Source organism: Streptomyces sp. NPDC058674, assembly GCF_042716505.1.
Taxonomy (GTDB): Bacteria; Actinomycetota; Actinomycetes; order Streptomycetales; family Streptomycetaceae; genus Streptomyces.
The window spans coordinates 1-16,741 of record NZ_JBHXSC010000073.1 but is presented as its reverse complement, the minus strand read 5'-3'; the positions used below and the strand labels follow the sequence as shown (position 1 = coordinate 16,741).

The 16,741-nt window shown below is 73.7% G+C and carries 16 protein-coding genes, 1 tRNA gene and 1 other RNA gene; 6 read left to right on the top strand and 12 right to left on the bottom strand.

Annotation, left to right across the window (positions count from 1 at the left end):
• Window positions 1-37 precede the first annotated feature (37 nt).
• The 9 genes from ACFWU6_RS28480 to ACFWU6_RS28440 all read right to left on the bottom strand — a co-directional run bounded on the left by ACFWU6_RS28480 (window position 38) and on the right by ACFWU6_RS28440 (window position 8,180).
• Complete coding sequence (locus ACFWU6_RS28480) at window positions 38-982, bottom strand: transketolase family protein (protein ID WP_383799091.1); 945 nt, start codon at window positions 980-982, stop codon at window positions 38-40.
• A complete protein-coding gene (locus ACFWU6_RS28475) occupies window positions 979-1,845 on the bottom strand; it encodes a thiamine pyrophosphate-dependent enzyme (RefSeq protein WP_383799094.1) in 867 nt (288 codons plus the stop codon). The genes ACFWU6_RS28480 and ACFWU6_RS28475 overlap by 4 nt, the downstream gene beginning before the upstream one ends.
• Window positions 1,845-3,695: a M20/M25/M40 family metallo-hydrolase gene (locus ACFWU6_RS28470; RefSeq protein ID WP_383983786.1), complete on the bottom strand. Its 1,851-nt coding sequence runs from the start codon at window positions 3,693-3,695 to the stop codon at window positions 1,845-1,847. The genes ACFWU6_RS28475 and ACFWU6_RS28470 overlap by 1 nt, the downstream gene beginning before the upstream one ends.
• The gene (argC, locus tag ACFWU6_RS28465) at window positions 3,692-4,753 is read right to left on the bottom strand and encodes an N-acetyl-gamma-glutamyl-phosphate reductase (RefSeq protein ID WP_383799100.1); all 1,062 of its coding nucleotides are present in this window, start codon (window positions 4,751-4,753) and stop codon (window positions 3,692-3,694) included. Before argC ends, ACFWU6_RS28470 begins: the two co-directional genes overlap by 4 nt.
• On the bottom strand, window positions 4,746-6,065 hold the full coding sequence (locus tag ACFWU6_RS28460) for a DegT/DnrJ/EryC1/StrS family aminotransferase (RefSeq protein WP_383799103.1): 1,320 nt from the start codon (window positions 6,063-6,065) through the stop codon (window positions 4,746-4,748). The genes argC and ACFWU6_RS28460 overlap by 8 nt, the downstream gene beginning before the upstream one ends.
• Complete coding sequence (locus ACFWU6_RS28455; RefSeq protein WP_383799106.1) at window positions 6,062-6,691, bottom strand: degT/DnrJ/EryC1/StrS aminotransferase; 630 nt, start codon at window positions 6,689-6,691, stop codon at window positions 6,062-6,064. The genes ACFWU6_RS28460 and ACFWU6_RS28455 overlap by 4 nt, the downstream gene beginning before the upstream one ends.
• Window positions 6,692-6,705: 14 nt before the next feature.
• Window positions 6,706-7,581, bottom strand: a complete 876-nt coding sequence (locus tag ACFWU6_RS28450; protein WP_383799109.1) for a RimK family alpha-L-glutamate ligase — start codon at window positions 7,579-7,581, stop codon at window positions 6,706-6,708.
• Window positions 7,578-7,766, bottom strand: coding sequence for a lysine biosynthesis protein LysW (locus ACFWU6_RS28445; protein WP_383799112.1), 189 nt, complete (start codon window positions 7,764-7,766; stop codon window positions 7,578-7,580). The genes ACFWU6_RS28450 and ACFWU6_RS28445 overlap by 4 nt, the downstream gene beginning before the upstream one ends.
• A 264-nt stretch (window positions 7,767-8,030) precedes the next feature.
• Window positions 8,031-8,180, bottom strand: a complete 150-nt coding sequence (locus ACFWU6_RS28440; RefSeq protein ID WP_383983784.1) for a hypothetical protein — start codon at window positions 8,178-8,180, stop codon at window positions 8,031-8,033.
• 131 nt (window positions 8,181-8,311) lie between these two features.
• On the opposite strand from ACFWU6_RS28440, the gene ACFWU6_RS28435 reads away from it, so the two are divergent.
• Window positions 8,312-9,346 (top strand): LuxR C-terminal-related transcriptional regulator, encoded by a 1,035-nt coding sequence (locus ACFWU6_RS28435; protein WP_383799115.1) that lies wholly within the window; start codon window positions 8,312-8,314, stop codon window positions 9,344-9,346.
• A gap of 467 nt (window positions 9,347-9,813) precedes the next feature.
• Here ACFWU6_RS28435 and ACFWU6_RS28430 read toward each other — a convergent pair whose 3' ends face one another.
• Window positions 9,814-10,236 carry a PIN domain nuclease gene (locus ACFWU6_RS28430; RefSeq protein ID WP_383799118.1) on the bottom strand — a complete coding sequence of 141 codons (423 nt, stop codon included), beginning with the start codon at window positions 10,234-10,236 and terminating at the stop codon, window positions 9,814-9,816.
• Window positions 10,233-10,448 (bottom strand): type II toxin-antitoxin system VapB family antitoxin, encoded by a 216-nt coding sequence (locus ACFWU6_RS28425; protein ID WP_383799121.1) that lies wholly within the window; start codon window positions 10,446-10,448, stop codon window positions 10,233-10,235. Before ACFWU6_RS28425 ends, ACFWU6_RS28430 begins: the two co-directional genes overlap by 4 nt.
• Window positions 10,449-10,730: 282 nt before the next feature.
• Here ACFWU6_RS28425 and ACFWU6_RS28420 point away from each other — a divergent pair, with 282 nt between their 5' ends.
• Window positions 10,731-11,003, top strand: a complete 273-nt coding sequence (locus ACFWU6_RS28420) for a hypothetical protein (RefSeq protein WP_383799124.1) — start codon at window positions 10,731-10,733, stop codon at window positions 11,001-11,003.
• A 174-nt stretch (window positions 11,004-11,177) separates the two neighbouring features.
• Here the strand turns inward: ACFWU6_RS28420 and ACFWU6_RS28415 are convergent.
• Window positions 11,178-11,265: transfer RNA gene (locus tag ACFWU6_RS28415), tRNA-Ser, on the bottom strand.
• Between the two features lie 107 nt (window positions 11,266-11,372).
• Between ACFWU6_RS28415 and ffs the strand changes: the two genes are divergently transcribed.
• The 4 genes from ffs to ACFWU6_RS28395 all read left to right on the top strand — a co-directional run.
• An RNA gene (gene ffs / locus ACFWU6_RS28410) (signal recognition particle sRNA small type) lies at window positions 11,373-11,471 on the top strand.
• A 66-nt stretch (window positions 11,472-11,537) separates the two neighbouring features.
• Window positions 11,538-13,820 (top strand): DNA polymerase III subunit gamma and tau, encoded by a 2,283-nt coding sequence (locus tag ACFWU6_RS28405; protein WP_383983782.1) that lies wholly within the window; start codon window positions 11,538-11,540, stop codon window positions 13,818-13,820.
• A 60-nt stretch (window positions 13,821-13,880) separates the two neighbouring features.
• A complete protein-coding gene (purD, locus tag ACFWU6_RS28400) occupies window positions 13,881-15,134 on the top strand; it encodes a phosphoribosylamine--glycine ligase (RefSeq protein WP_383813205.1) in 1,254 nt (417 codons plus the stop codon).
• A 308-nt stretch (window positions 15,135-15,442) separates the two neighbouring features.
• Window positions 15,443-16,741: hypothetical protein (locus ACFWU6_RS28395; protein WP_383983796.1), on the top strand; the 1,299-nt coding region annotated here is incomplete at its 3' end.

Below are 16,741 nucleotides of genomic sequence, written 5' to 3'. Positions count from 1 at the left end.
GATGAAGGGTGTGGACGGGGGCGGTGATCCGGCGGGATCAGACGGAGGCGGTGACCGGTGCGGGGCGGTCCGCGCCGCGCGCCCGGTGCACGGCCGAGAGCACGGCGGGCAGGTCGAAGCCGAGCGCGGCCATGACCTCGTGGTGGTCGCCGCCGTGTACGGGCCAGCTCTGGCCGGCGGCGACCCCGGTGACCTCGCACCGGGGCATGAGCAGTGCCAGCGCCTCGGCGGCTCCGCCCTGGGCGCGGTGCTCCTCGACGACGACGAACCGCCGGTGGTGGAAGGCCAGTTCGGCAGCCGCCCGGCTCAGGTGCTCGTGGTCCAGGTGGACCAGGTGGGCGTGGGACGCGCCCGGCAGGGCCTGCCGCGCGGCCAGGGCCAGGCGGGTTCCCTCCTCGCCCACGGACACCAGGCACACGTCGTCGGACTCGGCCCGGGACTCCCAGTTGACCAGCGGCGGCGCGTCACCGTCCCAGTCGAGCGAGGGGTAGGCGGCGTTCCGCCCGGTGCGGATGTAGTGCGGCCTGCCGGAGCGCGCCGCTTCCCGGACCACCGCCCGCATCTCGGCCTCCCCGTAGGGAGCGGCGATGGTCACCCCCGGGATGCTGCGCAGGACCGCGAGGTCCTCCAGGCAGTGGTGGGTGGTGCCGAACCAGGCTCCGGAGACCCCCGCGTACGGCGCCACCACGGTGACGCCGGCCGCGAGGTACCCCAGGGTCAGCTTCAGGCTCTCCGCCGCCCGGAGCGCCGCGAACGGCGCGAAGGTGCTGATGAACGGCTTGTAGCCGGCCACGGCCAGCCCCGTCGCCATGTCGACCATGGCGCCCTCGGCGATGCCGAGGTTGAAGAAGCGGTCCGGGTGGGCGGCTTGGAAGGGGTGTCCCTTGCCGCCCAGGTCGGCCTCCATGCAGACGATGGAGGGGTCTTCGGCGGCGAGCCTCGTGAGCTCGTCCCGATAGGCGTCACGTCCCGAGAGGGTCATCGGATCGCTCGCTTCCACTTGGCGGCGCGGGTGGCGTCGATGGTCACGTAGTGGGAGGCGGCCTTGCCCTGTACGGCGGCCACCCCCTTGCCCTTGACGGTGTCGGCGATGACCGCGAGCGGCTTGCGGGCCGCCGAGCGGTCGGCGCCGAAGAGCGCGGTCAGCGCCCTCAGGTCGTGCCCGTCGGTGTGGGCCACCTCGAAGCCGAAGGCGGCGAACCGCTCGGCGAGCTGCGGCAGCGGGGAGATGTCCTGGACGAAGCCGTCGTTCTGGCCGCCGTTGCGGTCCACCACGAGAACGAAGTTGCCCAACTGCTGGGCCGCCGCGACCTGGCAGGTCTCCCAGACGAGCCCTTCCTGGAGCTCGCCGTCGCCGGCCACCGCGATGCCGAGGCCGCCCCGGCCGCCGAGGCGGCGGGCCAGTGCCCACCCCGCGGCGTACGGGACTCCGTGGCCGAGGCTCCCGGTGGGGAAGAGCACGCCCGGGACCTTGGGGCCCGGGTGGCCGGTGTACGGCTGGCCGGCCAGGCCGTACAGCGGGGCCGGGTTCTCCGGCAGGATTCCGCTGACGTACAGGGCCGCGTAGAGGCCGGCCGCCGCGTGGCCCTTGCTCAGGACGACCTCGGTGCCGTCCCCGGCCGAGGCCCGGTGCAGGGCCGCGATCAGGATGTCGAGTACGGAGAGGCTGCCGCCCAGATGGCAGCCGCGCGGGCCGGCGGCCATGTCGACGATGAGCCGACGGGCTTCCGTCGCCCGCCCGGCCAGGGTGTCGAGCACCTCGTCCGGGACGCCGTGGGCCGGGCCGGGGCCGTCGGCATCGGCCGTGCCGGCGGCGCCGGGCGGTGTCTCCAGCAGCACGCTCATCAGCGGCTCCCCTCGGGCAGGGCGAACCAGCGGTTCACCGCGTCGGCCAGCAGGGAGCGGGCGGCGCGGTACTCCATGCCGCCGATCCGCTCCTCGTCGGTGTGGTCCAGGGCCGAGTCGCCGGGCCCGTACGCCACCATCGGCACGCCGCTCCAGGTCGTGGCCAGGGTGTTCATGTCGGAGGTGCCCTTCTTGACCACGAAGCGCGGGCGGATGCCGGCCTCGGCGAAGGCACGGGTGAAGACCTTGACCAGGGAGCTGGAGCGGCCGCCCGAGTGGCCCGGGGTGGCCCGCAGCACCTCGACGGTCACGCCCTCGGGGGCGGGGCCGAGCGCGGCCCTGCGCAGCACGTCGAGGTCGGCCGAGGGCGGGACGCGGAAGTTGAGGACGCCGGTGGCCCGGTGCTCCTCGCGTCCGGTCGCGCAGGTGACGTCGATGACCGCGCTCAGCGCCTCGGGCGCCTCGGCGAGCACGGACTCCCGGATGCCGCCCAGCGCGCGGATCAGCAGGTCCGGAGCGGACACCGCGTCCATGCCGGCCGAGTGGCCGCTGACCACCGACGCGCTCACCCGGAGCTTGAAGAGCCCGAAGTAGCCGAGGGTCAGCTTCTGCGAGCCGCTGGGCTCGCCGATGACCACGGCGTCGGCCGGGTAGTGGTCACGGGCGTGGAAGGCGCCCTTGGAGGAGGAGATCTCCTCCTCCACCGCGCCGACCACGCACAGCTGGCCGTCCTCGGGGATGTCCGCGTGGGCGAGCACCTCCAGGAAGTTCGCCAGGCTGCCCTTGGCGTCGACGCTTCCGCGGCCCCACAGCTCGTCCTCGCGCCACGCGACGGGCCAGTGGTGGGGGACCGTGTCGAGGTGCCCGAGGAGCAGCAGGCGCCGGGGCCCGTTGCCCCGGGTGGCGACGAGGTTGCCCACCTTGTCGACCTCGGCGGCCATGCCGCGCTCGCGGCACCAGTCGGCGAGGAAGGAGGCGAGCTCCGCCTCGTCCCCCGACACCGAGGGCACGGAGACCAGCTTGGTGAGCAGGGCGAGGTCGGGGGAGGGCTCCCTGGTCCGCCAGAAACGGGTCCATCCCGAGGGCTCGGCCATGGTGTGCGGGCCGGTGACGGCCACGTCCGCGCTGCCCGCCAGGGCCATCTCGGCCGCGCGCACCTTCTGGCGCATGCGGCCGCCGGCGTAGCGCGCGCCGTCCCCCGGGTAGGCGTTGGGGAGCGTGGACCGGGGGTCGGCGGGGTCGGTCAGCAGTCCGGCGGTGCCGGTGACCAGGCGCAGGTGGTCGGCGCCCAGCGCGTTGCTGAGGACCGCGGCCAGGACGTCGGCGTCGACGTTCAGCGGGGAACCCGCGTCCTGGTCGGCGACCGGAGGCGACAGGCAGACCACGTCGTACGCGTCCAGCAGCGCGTGCAGCCGCACGGTGTCGACGTCGGCGGGGACGCCGGCGCGGTGGTCGCGGACCACGAGCGGGCGGTCCTCGGCGGACAGTGCCTTCAGGGGCCGGTTGGCCCGGCCGGTCACCAGACCGCCGCGGGCGGCGACCGCGGTGAAGACGCTCAGCCCGAGGGCCTTGAGGTCCTTCTCGACGCCGGGCAGGGTCACCCGCTCGTAGGCGTCGACCAGGTGCGCCATCTCCTCGGGCGGGCAGTAGCGCACGGAGTCGCCGTTGGCCAGCCGCAGGTGCGGCATCGGGCGGCCGATCGCACGGTAGTGGCGCTCGATTCCGGTGGCGCCGCCGGCGACCAGCAGCACGCGGGCGCCGCGGGCCGTGAGCGCGGCCACTTCGCCGTGGACGGCTCCCTGGTCGAGCGTCGCGCTGCCGACCTTGATCACGTACAGGGGCCTGGTCACGGCGACACCGCCGTGGTGGGCAGTCCGGCCGTCTCGTCGAAGCCGCTGATCAGGTTCATGGCCTGGATGGCCTGGCCCGCCGCGCCCTTGATCAGGTTGTCGAGGGCGGCCACGGCGATGCACTGCCCGTCGCGGACGGCGATCGCGACCTCGGCGACGTTCGAGCCGACGACGGCCTTCAGCATCGGGAAGTCCTGCGGGGCCTTCGGCGCCGGGCGGACCCGGACGAAGGGCTTGCCGACGTACGCCTTGGCGTAGGCGCGCTTGACGTCCAGCGCCGTGACCCCGGGGCGCAGCCTCGTGTACGCGGTCACCATGATCCCGCGCGCCACGTCGAGGCTGTGCGTGGAGAACTGCAGGTCGGGGGCCATGCCGGTGAACTCGGCGAGCGCCTGGTGGATCTCCGGCGCGTGCCGGTGCCCGTAGAGCTTGTGCACCCGGAAGTTCCCGGTGCGCTCGGCGGGCGGCTCGTCGCTGTTGCGGCCGCCGCCGGTGGACCCGGTCTTGGCGTCGACGATGACGTGCTCGTGCACCAGGGACGCGGCGAAGAGCGGGTAGAGGGCGTAGATGCTGGTGACGGCCATGCAGCCGGGCAGGCTGATGAACCGGTTCTCCGGTACGGACGTGCTCAGCTCCGGCACGAAGTACGCGAAGTCCTCCAGCGGGGGGTGGGCCGACGTCTTGGGGTAGTGGGTGCTGACGTCCCCGCTGTCCCGCAGCCGGAAGTCACCGCCCAGGTTCAGGACCCGCTTGGCGCGCGCGGCGATCAGCGGCAGCCGCTCGGGCATCGCGCCCGTGGGCAGGCACCCGAAGGCGATGTCGACGGCGTCGACGTCCGCGAGCTGCGCCAGCGGGCGGAACTTGAGCCCGGCGGCCTTGGGGTGGTTGCGCAGCCACGGGTGGACGCTGCCGACGGGGGCGCCGGCGTTGCGCTCCGCGGAGAGGAAGGCGAGCTCCACGTGCGGGTGCTCCAGGAGCAGCCGGATCACTTCGCCGCCGGTGTAACCGCTGCCGCCGATGACGGCGACGCGGATCTTCTCGTTCGCCGTGTCAGCCAAGGCGGGCCGCCTTCTCGTACGGACGGCGGTAGTCGCCGGCCTCGACGAGCTTGCGGACGGCGTCGGGGCGCAGCGCGACCTTGGTGAAGGCGTCCGCGTAGCGGCGGGCGCGCTCCCACTCGACCGGCGAGCGCAGCTCGCGGCACAGGACGAGCGTGCTGTCGAGCATCCCGAGGGTGACCGGGAAGTCCTCCGGACGGTGGTCGCGCACGGCGCCCGGGTTCAGCGAGAAGGGGTAGCCGTTGCCGAAGCCGTCGCGGTGCCGGAAGGGCAGGTGGCAGGGGATGGGCGTGTTCTGCCACTCGCGGGCCGGCACGCCCTCGGCGACGAGCAGTTCGTGCACCGCCTCCTTGACCGCGTGCACGGGCAGGTCGTCCAGGCCGACCGCCTCGGGGTGCAGCGTGATGCGGTACATGTTGTACGCGTGCACGTGCCCGTCCGGTACGTGCGGCGGGCTGAACAGGCCGGTCTGCGCGAGGGATTCGCCCAGCAGGGCGGCGTTGCGGGCGCGGACGGCGTCGTAGTACGGCAGGCGCTTGAGCTGGCTGCTGCCGAAGGCCGCGGCGACCCAGGACATCCCGTAGTCGATGCCGTGGCGCTCCAGGTAGGAGACGGCCCGGCCGTGGGCCTCCTCGGTGGCGAAGAAGGCGATGCCGCCCTCGCCGCCGAGCGGGAAGTTCTTGTCGGCCATCAGGCTCTGTCCCGCTGCGTCGCCGAAGGAGCCGGCCACCCGGCCGTCGATCGTGGCGGAGTGGGCGTGCGAGGCGTCCTCGACGAGGGCGAGGCCGTGCCGGTCGGCCAGGGCGCGCAGGGCGGCCACGTCGGCGGGCAGGCCGTGGACGTGCACCGGCATGAGCGCGCGGGTCCGGCTGGTGATCGCGGCGGCGGCGGCCTGCGGGTCCATGCAGTAGGTGAGCGGGTCGATGTCGACGAACACCGGGACGGCGTGGGCCGCCACGACCGCCTGGGCGGTGGCGATGAAGGTGAACGCCGGGACGATCACCTCGTCGCCCGGCTGCACGCCGGCGCCGACGAGGGCCATGTGCAGGCTGGAGGTGCCGCTGGCGGTGGGCAGGGCGTACTCGGCGCCGACGTATCCGCGGTAGGCCTCGGCGAAGTCGGCGACGACCTTCTCGGGTGCCTGACGCTGGGCGAGCATCAGGTTGAAGACGTCTTCCTTCGTGATGACCGGGAAGAGGGTCCGGCGCAGGGCCTTGGGGATCATGGCCCCGCCGCCGAGCGCCGCGAGCTCCTCCTCGATGTCCGCGGCGGCGGGCAGGGGCAGCGGTGCTGCCGGGAAGTCAGTGATCATGAGCGTGCTCCGGATGTGGCGGCGGGTCGGGCCGCCTGGGTCAGGGCCATGCGCGCGCAGGCGGCCACCAGGGGGCTCAGGCGGTAGTTGAACTGGACTCCCGGTACCAGGCCCGGGTCGGCCTCCTCCTGCGTCCACATGGTCCGCAGGTCGTAGGCGCCGAAGATCTTCAGCCGCTCGGCGCGGTTCCAGATGCCGGGGTCGTCCGTCAGGACGGCCGCGGCCGGCCCGAACCCGAGACCGGTCAGGTCCACGACGAGCGCGGGGGCGGTGGATCCGGCGGCCAGTTCGGCCAGCCGGTCGGCGTTGCCGGCGTCGAGCGCCAGGTGGTCGTAGGCGGCCGGGCCGCCGCCGGTCGCCGTGATGCCGAGCCAGTTCAGGAACGCCGTCGTCTCCGCGTCGGCGCCGGGCAGGGAGATCGTGTCCCCGTGCCCGATGCCCTGGCCGGCGAGGGCCGCGTGGACGGCCCCGGTACGGCTGTTGAGCAGGACGGCCTTCGCGCGGCCGGTCTGCTTGGTGAGCAGTCGTTCCAGACCGGGCAGTTCCCGGTCGCTCTTCTCGATGCTCATGACCACGCCCGAGGTGAGGACGCGGGTGAGCACCGTTGCGGTGTCGAACAGTTCCATGGGTCTTCTCCGTCTCACGCGGCCGCGGCCGCGGCTGCGAGCTGCTGCGCGACGTAGGCGGCGAGGTGGCCGGCCACGTTCACTCCGTGCACGGCGGAGGAGCGGGCGAATTCGGGGTTGGCGTTCACTTCGAGGACGAGGAGCTCGCCCGTGGCCCGGTTCTCGACCAGGTCCACTCCGTAGAAGCCCTCGCCGAGGGCGTCCACGACCTGGGCGCAGAGCTTCTCGATCTCCGGGGTGACCTCGACGCGCAGTACCTCGGCGCCGAGGTGGGTGTTGGTGCGCCAGTGGTCGGAGACCCGCTGGATCGCGACCACGGGGGTGCGTCCGACGACCACGACGCGCAGGTCGTGGCCCGGCTTGTCGATGTACTCCTGGACGACGACGGGGAAGAGCTTGCCCGCGGCGTCGGCGGACTCGCGGCCCCCGGCCCACGCCTCCACGCACTCGGCGTTGGTCATCTTGGTGACCCCGCGGCCCCAGGACCCGCTGACGGGCTTGACGACCGAGGGCAGGCCGAACTCGGCGACGGTGGCGCGGACCTGGTCGTAGCTGAAGGCGTGCCGGGTGGCGGGGTGCGGGATGCCGTGCCGGGCGAAGAGAAGGGACTGGAGCCCCTTGTCGTTGCACGTCTCGATGGCGGCGGCGCGGTTGAGGGTGGGGACGGCGGCGTGTTCGAGCCGGCGCGAGACGCTGATCGCCTCGCGGTGGGAGAGGTTCCTGATCAGGGCGAGACCGGGCGGGCCCGTGTGGCCCGCCACGACCCCGGCCAGATCCTCGAGCAGCAACGGCTGAGCCGTCAGGCCCTCGTCACGCAGCGCGCCGAGAAGGAGCTTCTCGTCGGGCCGCAGCATGGTGACCGAGAGCAGGACCTGGGCGTGAGGTGTCACTCGCCCCAGTCCTCTTCGACCTCGGGGGCCAGGTCCAGGCGCACGAGCGCGTCGGACTTCTCGACCACTTCGTGCTCCTGCCCGCAGGCCGTGCACTCGGTGATCTCACCCTTTTCCCAATCCTCCTGCACCTCGAAATCCGTGTCGCATACGAGGCATTTCGGGACCGCAATGGCGGTGGTCATTCTGAATGCTCCTTCTGTAAATCGGCATGCCGAAAACACCCGGTTGATGAATTCGGTGGACGAAAGGGACGGGCTGTGCGCCGCGCTGCCGCGGTGGTGCCCGTCGCGTTCCCGGTGGCGCCCGCGGCGGCCGGCGGGTGGGGCCGCCGGCCGCCGCGGTGCGGAGGCGGGAACGGACGGCGGTGCGTCACCCGGGACCCGCCCCGGGCTCTCCGCCGGGTAACTGCCGGTAAATGTGCAGTTCAAAGGGTGAGACGGTGGGGCCTAGCCCCAGCCCGGATCCTTCGGGACGGACGTGCCCCCGGCGACCACCCCATGATCGACTGCGCCCGGAGCGGCGGTGATCCCGATCAGTACCGCGGCGGCCACCGCGAGGACGCTGACGGCCTTGTGGAGAAAACGCTTGATTCTCATTCTTAATCCCCCCGGATTTTTCGATCCACCGGCTGCCGGTGTCTCTGTGGAAAGACTGCCCCAGGGTTTCGCTTGCGGGAAGCGCCGTCAGGCATCAGGATCATGCACTGCTGAAACCTGAAGGGGGACTTATGTGCAGTACGCAGGGGGTCGGGGAGCACACCGAGATCTGCGAGGAGGGCCGCAGGCTCTACCGCGTCGCGCTCACGCGCGGAGCGGTCGGCCGGGTCGAGGCCCCCGCGTGCCTCACGGCGCTGGGGCTGCTGACGCGCTCGGTGGGGGACCCCGACGCGCTCGTACCGGTGCCGCCCTCGGTGGCCATCACGGCGCAGACGTACCCCGTGGAGCAGGCCATCCTGGTGCAGCAGCAGCGGCTGGCCGCACTGCGCGCGGCGATGTCGCAGGTCGAGAGCATCTACCAGGAGGCGCGGCACGTCGGTGAGCCCACCGTGCAGCGGCTGGTGGGGCCGTCCGTGATCAGCGCGGCGCTGGACGAGGCCACCCAGGGCACCGCCACGGAGCTGCTGACCGCGCACCCCGGGGGCGGCCGGCCCGAGGGCATCCTCACGGAGTCCCTGCGGCGCGTCGTGCTGGCCCAGGGCCGGGGGGTCGTCCAGCGCACGCTGTACCAGCACACGGTGCGGGCGCACGCCCCGACGCTGGAGTACATCAGGACGGTCACCGAGGCGGGTGTGGAGGTGCGCACCCTCGACGAGGTCTTCGACCGGCTGATCGTCTGCGACCGGTCCACCGCGTTCATCCCGGACAAGGGGGGCGACCGCAGCAACCACGCCCTGGTCATCCGGGACGTCGCCATCGTGCAGTTCTTCGTGTCGGTCTTCGAGCACGCCTGGGAGCGGGCCGAGCCGGTCGCCTTCAAGCCGGACCAGCAGCGCCCCGAGCTCCTCACCGAGAAGACCCGGCTGCGGGTGCTGCGGCTCATGGTCGACGGCTACACCGACGCGGCGATCGCCAGCCGCCTGGGCATGAGCACCCGCACGGTGGCGACGCACCTGAAGAAGGCGTCCGACATGCTCGGCAGCAACAGCCGGGCGCAGCTCGCCTACTTCATGGCCCAGACCGGCTTCCTGGACAGCGCGCCCCCCGCCGGCTGCCGCTGCGAGGCCCACGGCGACACCCACCGGGCGGACGACGTCTTCGCGTGACCCCGGACCGGGCGAGCCGGCCCCCGCGGCTCGGCTGACCGCCCGGGCCCTGTGCGGGCATCACGCCGTGGAGCCGCGAGAGGGTGAGGGACTCCGCCGGGACCGAGCGGGTCGGGCTCCGGTGTGGTCGCCGGGGCGGCCAGGAGCCGGGCGGCCAGGGCGCTCGGGCCGGCGGAGGGGGTCTTCGCCGTGCGGGGAGCCGTCGTGCTCCGCAGGGCGGCCCGCGCCCCGGGCCGTCCGTGGGGCCGGTACGGGTGCGGCGGCCCGCCGGGGAGGGGGTGAGGGGCAGATCCCGCCAGGCCAGGAGCAGCGCGGCGAACTGTTCCGGGGGTTCCTGCGCCGCCCCGGCGTCCTACGCCCCGATGACGGCGACGCGGTCGCCGTCCCGGGCCAGCAGCCCTGCCGCGTGGGCGGCCTCCTACGTGAGGACACCCGCGAATGAGACCACAACTGAGACCAGCATCGGATTACTTGCCGGCCTCCGGGCCGTACCACTGCACGGCTTGGCCGGTGACAGCCGCGATGCACTCGAAATCGCGGTCGCGGTGCAGGAGAGTCAGCCCCTGCAGTTCCGCGGTGGCGGCAACGACGAGGTCCACCGCGCCCGCACTGCGGTGCTGTCCGCGCTGGGTCAGCAGCTCCTGGACCCGCCAGGCGCGGTCGTACGCCCGGTCGTCGACGGGCACCCAGCCGAACAGCAACCGCATGTCGTCGATGCCGCGCGCGCGGTCCGCGGCGGATCGGGCGCCGTAGAAGAACTCCAGCTCGGTGATCGGGCAGGTCGCGATGAGACCGGCCGCAGCCGCCTGATCCCAGCCGTACTGTTCGGCGTCGCCGTGCAGGAACCGCGCGAGTGCGCTGGTGTCGATCAGGAACTGTGCCGCGCTCACCTCCGGTAGTTCCCCTTGTTCTCGAAGAGGCCCAGATCGAACGCGCCCTCTGCGGCGGTAGCCCGCAGCCGAGTGAGCGCGAGCGCGCGCCTGCGGTTCTCCAGCACCTCACGCAGGGCGGTGTTGACCGTCTCCTTCTTGGTGCTCGTCCCGAGCGCCTGAGCCACGTCGGCCAGCAGCTCGTCGTCAAGGTCGATCACTGTTCGACTCACCTGGACACCTCCTGTGATATCACCCGAGCCATAGAGTATATCCGGCATGATGTCCACGGTGGAGCTCTGGTACGAGCACCCAGCCCGACAGTTCCTGGAGTCGGTTCCAAGGGGCATTGCTGTCGCCGGCAGACGGCGGCTTCCAGAACCAGCCGACGGCGACACGGCGGACGAGTCCCGTCAAAGCTCGGATTCGGGTCGTTTCCGACTCCCTCCAGGGCTGCCCGGCCTAGGGTGGTTTCCAGGCACGAGCCCTTGGACCACAGCGTGGAGGAGCCGATCATGAGCACTGCCCCGAATCTGCCGCTCCCGCCGCGCCGATCTGAGGAGACTCATCCGCTTCGGACGATTCGGGAGATCCGGGAGTCTCTGCCCGAGCATCAGCTCGGGCATTTCGATGCCGAGCTCGCGGACACCGACATCGATGCCCTGCCCGACATGCTTCACCGCTGGGCGACCCTGGGCAACGACGGGTTCCTTGAGCGGCTTGCGGCAGCCCCGTTCGAAGGGCTGGAGTTCGGGCCCCGGCCGGTCTCCCGGTCGGGGCCTTGCTGATCCGTGCGGCCGGAAGGCCGGGTACCGTCCCCTGCGCAGCCAGGTGCCCCTGCCGGTGGGGCCCCTCGGAACAGGGCCGTGTGGACAAGGACGCAGGACCACGGGGCCTGGGGAACGCCGAAGGGCCCCGCTGCAAGCAGCGGGGCCCTTCGACGTATTGCCCGGTGAGAGCAATGGCGGAGGATACGAGATTCGAACTCGTGAGGGGTTGCCCCCAACACGCTTTCCAAGCGTGCGCCCTAGGCCACTAGGCGAATCCTCCGCGGCAAACAATACAAGACGTTGAGGGGTGCTCGCGAACGTGATCGTCTCCCGGCATCCGGGTGGGAGTCCGGCTCGATTCCGGGGCCATCCATCCGCTAGGGTGGGGCCAGCCCCTCACGTGGCGCTATCTCACCCAACTCCCCCAGGGCCGGAAGGCAGCAAGGGTAAGTGGGCTCTGGCGGGTGCGTGGGGGGCGCTTTGCGTTCCGGGGCGGGCCCCGCAGGCGTCTGCGGGCCACCGTTGTCGGTGCGCCCGGATAACCTCGTAGACGTGTCGTCCCTTGCGCTGTACCGCCGCTACCGCCCCGAGTCGTTCGCCGAGGTCATCGGTCAGGAGCATGTCACTGCACCGCTGATGCAGGCCCTGCGGAACAACCGGGTCAATCACGCGTACCTCTTCAGCGGGCCGCGCGGCTGCGGGAAGACGACCAGCGCGCGCATCCTGGCCCGCTGCCTGAACTGTGAGCAGGGCCCCACCCCGACCCCGTGCGGGGAGTGCCAGTCCTGCCAGGACCTCGCCAGGAACGGGCCGGGCTCCATCGACGTCATCGAGATCGACGCCGCCTCGCACGGCGGCGTGGACGACGCCCGTGACCTGCGGGAGAAGGCCTTCTTCGGCCCGGCCTCCAGCCGCTACAAGATCTACATCATCGACGAGGCCCACATGGTCACCTCGGCGGGCTTCAACGCCCTGCTGAAGGTGGTCGAGGAGCCCCCGGAGCACCTCAAGTTCATCTTCGCCACCACCGAGCCCGAGAAGGTGATCGGGACCATCCGGTCCCGGACGCACCACTACCCCTTCCGGCTCGTGCCCCCGGGCACCCTGCGGGACTACCTGGGCGAGGTCTGCGGGCGCGAGGGCGCCCGCGTCGAGGACGGCGTGCTGCCGCTCGTCGTGCGCGCCGGCGCCGGCTCCGTGCGCGACTCGATGTCCGTGATGGACCAGCTGCTGGCCGGCGCCGCCGACGACGGTGTGACGTATGCCATGGCCACCTCCCTGCTGGGCTACACCGAGGGGTCCCTGCTCGACTCCGTCATCGACGCCTTCGCCTCGGGCGACGGCGCCGCAGCCTTCGAGGTCGTCGACCGCGTCGTCGAGGGCGGCAACGACCCGCGCCGCTTCGTCGCCGACCTGCTGGAGCGGCTGCGCGACCTGGTCATCCTGGCCGCCGTGCCCGACGCCGGGGAGAAGGGGCTGATCGACGCCCCCGCCGACGTCGTGGATCGGATGCAGGCCCAAGCCTCCGTCTTCGGCGCCGCCGAGCTGTCGCGCGCCGCCGACCTGGTCAACACCGGCCTCACCGAGATGCGCGGCGCGACCTCGCCCCGGCTCCAGCTGGAGCTGATCTGCGCCCGCGTGCTGCTGCCCGCCGCCTTCGACGACGAGCGGTCCTTCCAGGCCCGGCTCGACCGGCTGGAGCGCGGCGGGGCCGGCCTGGCGATGGCCGCCGCCGCGGCCGCCGCGCCCGTGGTCCCGCAGCCCGCCATGGGGTACGTGCCGGGGCCCGAGGCCCACGGCATGGCACCTGCCGGCCCCGGGGGAGGCGCCGCCGCCGCGCGGGCCGCCGCCCGGACGCCGGAGCCCGAGGCCGCCTCCGCGCCCGTACGGGCCTCCGCACCGCCGGAGCCGGCGGTGCGGGCCGCTCCCGCCGCGGCCCCCCCGGCCGCGCCCCCCGCTCCCCCGGCGCCCGCCGCGCCCGCGACCTCCGCTCCCGGGGCGTGGCCCGGCGCCGCGCAGCCCGGCGGCGGCGCCCGGGGCGCCTGGCCCGGCGCTGCGGCCCCCGCGGCTCCCGCCCCCGCTCCCGCGGCCCCCGCGGCTCCCGCCCCCGCTCCCGCGGCCCCCGCCCCCGCTCCCGCGGCCCCCGCCGCCGGTGCCTGGCCCAGCGCGGCGGCTCCCGGCCAGGGCGCGCCCGCGGCCCCGGCCCCGGCCGCTCCCGCCGGCCAGGAGTCCGGCCCGGCCGCGCCCCCCGCGTCCTCCCCCGGCATGGCCGCCGGGGCCGGACAGGTCCAGGCGATGTGGCCCTCCGTCCTGGAGGCCGTCAAGAACCGCCGCCGCTTCACCTGGATCCTGCTCAGCCAGAACGCCCAGGTCGCCGGGTTCGACGGCACCACCCTCCAGCTCGGCTTCCCCAACGCCGGAGCCCGCGACAACTTCGCGAGCAGCGGCAGCGAGGACGTGCTCAAGGCGGTCCTGGCCGAGCAGTTCCAGGTCAACTGGAAGATCGACGCCGTGGTGGGCGGCGGCGGCCCCGCCCCGGCCTCCTCCCCGCAGGCCTCCGGGTACGGGTCCTCGTACGCCGCACCACCCGCCTACAGCCCGCCGCCCCCCGCCCAGCAGCCGCCCGCCGCGCAGCACCAGCCGCAGCAGGCCGAGCGGCACCAGCCGGGGTCCGCCCCGCCGCCCCCCGTACCGCAGGGGCCGCCGCCGGTCGCCCCCGAGGACGACGTCCCCGAGGAGGACGATCCCGACCTCGTCGACAGCGCCCTGACCGGTCACGACCTCATCGTGCGGGAGCTCGGAGCGACGGTTGTGGAGGAATACACGAACGAGTAGGCGCTCGCAGTTGGGTGGCCGCACGAATCCGGCCGCGCCGGCCCGGCTAGGCTGAGCGGCGTGAAGGTCCTCGTCATCGGCGGCGGCGCCCGCGAACATGCCCTGTGCCGCTCTCTGTCCCTCGACCCCGACGTCTCCGCGCTCTACTGCGCTCCCGGCAACGCCGGCATCGCAGAGGTGGCCGAACTCCGCCCGGTCGACCCCCTCGACGGTGACGCCGTGGCCGCCCTCGCCACCGAACTCGGCGCCGGCCTGGTCGTCATCGGCCCGGAGGCCCCCTTGGTCGCGGGGGTGGCCGACGCCGTCCGCGCGGCCGGCGTCCCCGTCTTCGGCCCGTCCGCCGAGGCGGCGCGGCTGGAAGGCTCCAAGGCCTTCGCCAAGGACGTGATGGCCGCGGCGGGGGTCCCCACCGCCCGCAGCTACGTCTGCACCACCGCCGAGGAGGTGGACGCGGCCCTGGACGCCTTCGGCGCCCCGTACGTCGTCAAGGACGACGGCCTCGCCGCCGGCAAGGGCGTCGTGGTCACCGAGGACCGGGCCGCCGCCCGCGCCCACGCGCTCGCCTGCGACCGGGTCGTCATCGAGGAGTACCTCGACGGCCCCGAGGTCTCGCTCTTCGCCATCACCGACGGTGTCACCGTCCTCCCGCTCCAGCCCGCGCAGGACTTCAAGCGCGCGCTCGACGGCGACGAGGGCCCCAACACCGGCGGCATGGGCGCCTACTCCCCGCTGCCGTGGGCCGACCCGGAGCTGGTCGACGAGGTCATGGAGCTGGTCCTCCAGCCCACCGTCGACGAGCTGCGCCACCGGGGCACCCCCTTCTCCGGGCTGCTCTACGCCGGGCTCGCGATCACCGGCCGCGGCACCCGGGTCATCGAGTTCAACGCCCGGTTCGGCGACCCCGAGACCCAGGTGGTCCTGGCCCGGCTGCGGACCCCGCTGGCCGGCGTGCTGCTGAACGCCGCCAACGGCACCCTGCACGCCCAGCCCCCGCTGGGCTGGCGCGACGACGCCGCCGTCACGGTCGTCATCGCCTCGCACAACTACCCCGGGACCCCGCGTACCGGGGACCCGATCGAGGGCCTGGCGGACGTCGCCGAGCAGGACGAGCCCGACGCGTACGTGCTGCACGCCGGCACCCGGCGCGAGGGCGGCGCCGTCGTCAGCGCGGGCGGCCGCGTGCTGTCCGTGACGGCGACCGGTTCCGATCTGGCGCAGGCCCGCGAGAAGGCGTATAAGGCCGTCGCCCGCATCCAGCTGGACGGCTCGCAGCACCGCACGGACATCGCGGCGAAGGCGGCCGCAGACAGCTGAACCGCCACGGGGCGGACCCGCGGGCCCGGAGCGCACGAGGTGCGCCCGGGCCCGCGGGCGTGTCCGCGAGCGACTGCATCCGGCCGTGTTCGAACGCACCCAGCTTTACCCAAAGCCATTCCATCGGGTGATCGTCACCCGGTCCGCCTGACGGCCGGGCGTGCCCCAACTAGGGTGCGGCGCAAGCATTCCGGCACATGGCCCACCGGCATTGCGATGTCAGGGGCGGGTGTCACAGTGGGGGAGTGAGCAGAGCCGCCGCAGGGCAGAGGGGGTGAGGTCCGGCCGTGTCCGGAACCGTTTCGATCATGGAAGTGGGCGTGCCGTCCGCGCGTTCCCGCGCCCTGGCCGTGCTGCGGGTACGCAGCAGGGCCCTGGCCGTCGTGCTGCTGCCCGCCGCCCTCGCGGTGGTGCTGGTCGCCGCCCGGATGACGGGCCGGCTGGCCGGCGACCCCTGGCCCGCGGTGACCCTCGCCGTGTGCGCGGTCGCCGCGGTGGTGCTGCTCGTCGGCGGGATCTTCGCCGCGGTGGTGCTGCGGGCGGCCCCCGCCGTGACCCCGACGGTGCCGCTGTCGGAGGCCGCCGCACCCGACCTCTACCGGCTGGTGCGGGACCTGGCCGACCGGATGGACGTGCCGCCGCCCTCGGCCATAGCCCTGACCCCGGACTGCGACAGCTGGCTGGAGGACCGCACCCACGCCGCGCACCGGCGCGGCGGGGCGTCCGCCGGTCCGCAGTCGGCGCCCGGCGCGGCTCCGGTGCTGGTGATCGGATCGCCGTTCCTGTGGTGGATGCGGGTCGCGGAGCTACGGGCCGTCCTGGCCCCGGTCGTCGCCGGCACGGGTCCCTCCGCGCACCCGGACATAGCCGACGCCCGCGGCTTCGTACGGGGGCTGGACGCCGCGGTGGACGTCGGCGCCCGGCCAGGCCTCGGTTGGATCGCCGGCCCGGCCCGGCTGCTGCTGCGGCTGTGCCGGGTGGACGCGGCCGAGATGGAGCGCGGCGTGGCCGCGGCCGCCTCGGACCGTGCACAGGGTGTGGACTACGGGCTGCGGATCGTCGCCCAGGAGCAGGTCGGCCTCGCCTACGCGGGCTGGGACCGGCTGCTGACGCGTGTCGCGCTGCCCGCCTGGCGGATGGGCCGCTGGCCGGCGCACCTCGACGCGGGCGTGGTCTCCGCGCTGACCGAGCTGTCCCGTCGGGACCGGCTCGCCGAGGGCTACACCTCGCGCCTCGGCGAGCGCCCCGCGTGCGACCTGCTGGAGCAGCCCGGAGCGATCGACGAGGCGACCTCCCTGCTGGCCGCGCGCCTGTTCCACGGCGGCCCCGCCGAGTCCGGCCCGGACTGGTCCCCGGTGGAGTGGACGGCGTACCCGGAGGAAGTCGTCGACCGCAAGTGGCGCACCGAGGCGGCCCGTCTGCACGTCGCCCTGGACGCGCTGGCCGTCCCGACGGCCTCGCCGCCCCCGACCGCCCCGACCCGCCCGAACACCACCGCGCGGAACACCACCGCGCCGAACACCACCGCGCCGGACGCCGCCCGGCCGGGCGCTGCCGCGCCGGCCACCGCCGCGCCGGCCACCGCCGCGCCGGCCACCGCCCGGCCG

Excerpts from the sequence above, each read along its gene's own strand:
- ACFWU6_RS28480 (WP_383799091.1), bottom strand. The coding sequence starts at position 982 with ATGACCCTCTCGGGACGTGACGCCTATCGGGACGAGCTCACGAGGCTC.
- ACFWU6_RS28475 (WP_383799094.1), bottom strand. The coding sequence starts at position 1,845 with ATGAGCGTGCTGCTGGAGACACCGCCCGGCGCCGCCGGCACGGCCGAT.
- ACFWU6_RS28460 (WP_383799103.1), bottom strand. The coding sequence starts at position 6,065 with ATGATCACTGACTTCCCGGCAGCACCGCTGCCCCTGCCCGCCGCCGCG.
- ACFWU6_RS28455 (WP_383799106.1), bottom strand. The coding sequence starts at position 6,691 with ATGGAACTGTTCGACACCGCAACGGTGCTCACCCGCGTCCTCACCTCG.
- ACFWU6_RS28445 (WP_383799112.1), bottom strand. The coding sequence starts at position 7,766 with ATGACCACCGCCATTGCGGTCCCGAAATGCCTCGTATGCGACACGGAT.
- ACFWU6_RS28440 (WP_383983784.1), bottom strand. The coding sequence starts at position 8,180 with ATGAGAATCAAGCGTTTTCTCCACAAGGCCGTCAGCGTCCTCGCGGTG.
- ACFWU6_RS28435 (WP_383799115.1), top strand. The coding sequence starts at position 8,312 with ATGTGCAGTACGCAGGGGGTCGGGGAGCACACCGAGATCTGCGAGGAG.
- ACFWU6_RS28420 (WP_383799124.1), top strand. The coding sequence starts at position 10,731 with ATGAGCACTGCCCCGAATCTGCCGCTCCCGCCGCGCCGATCTGAGGAG.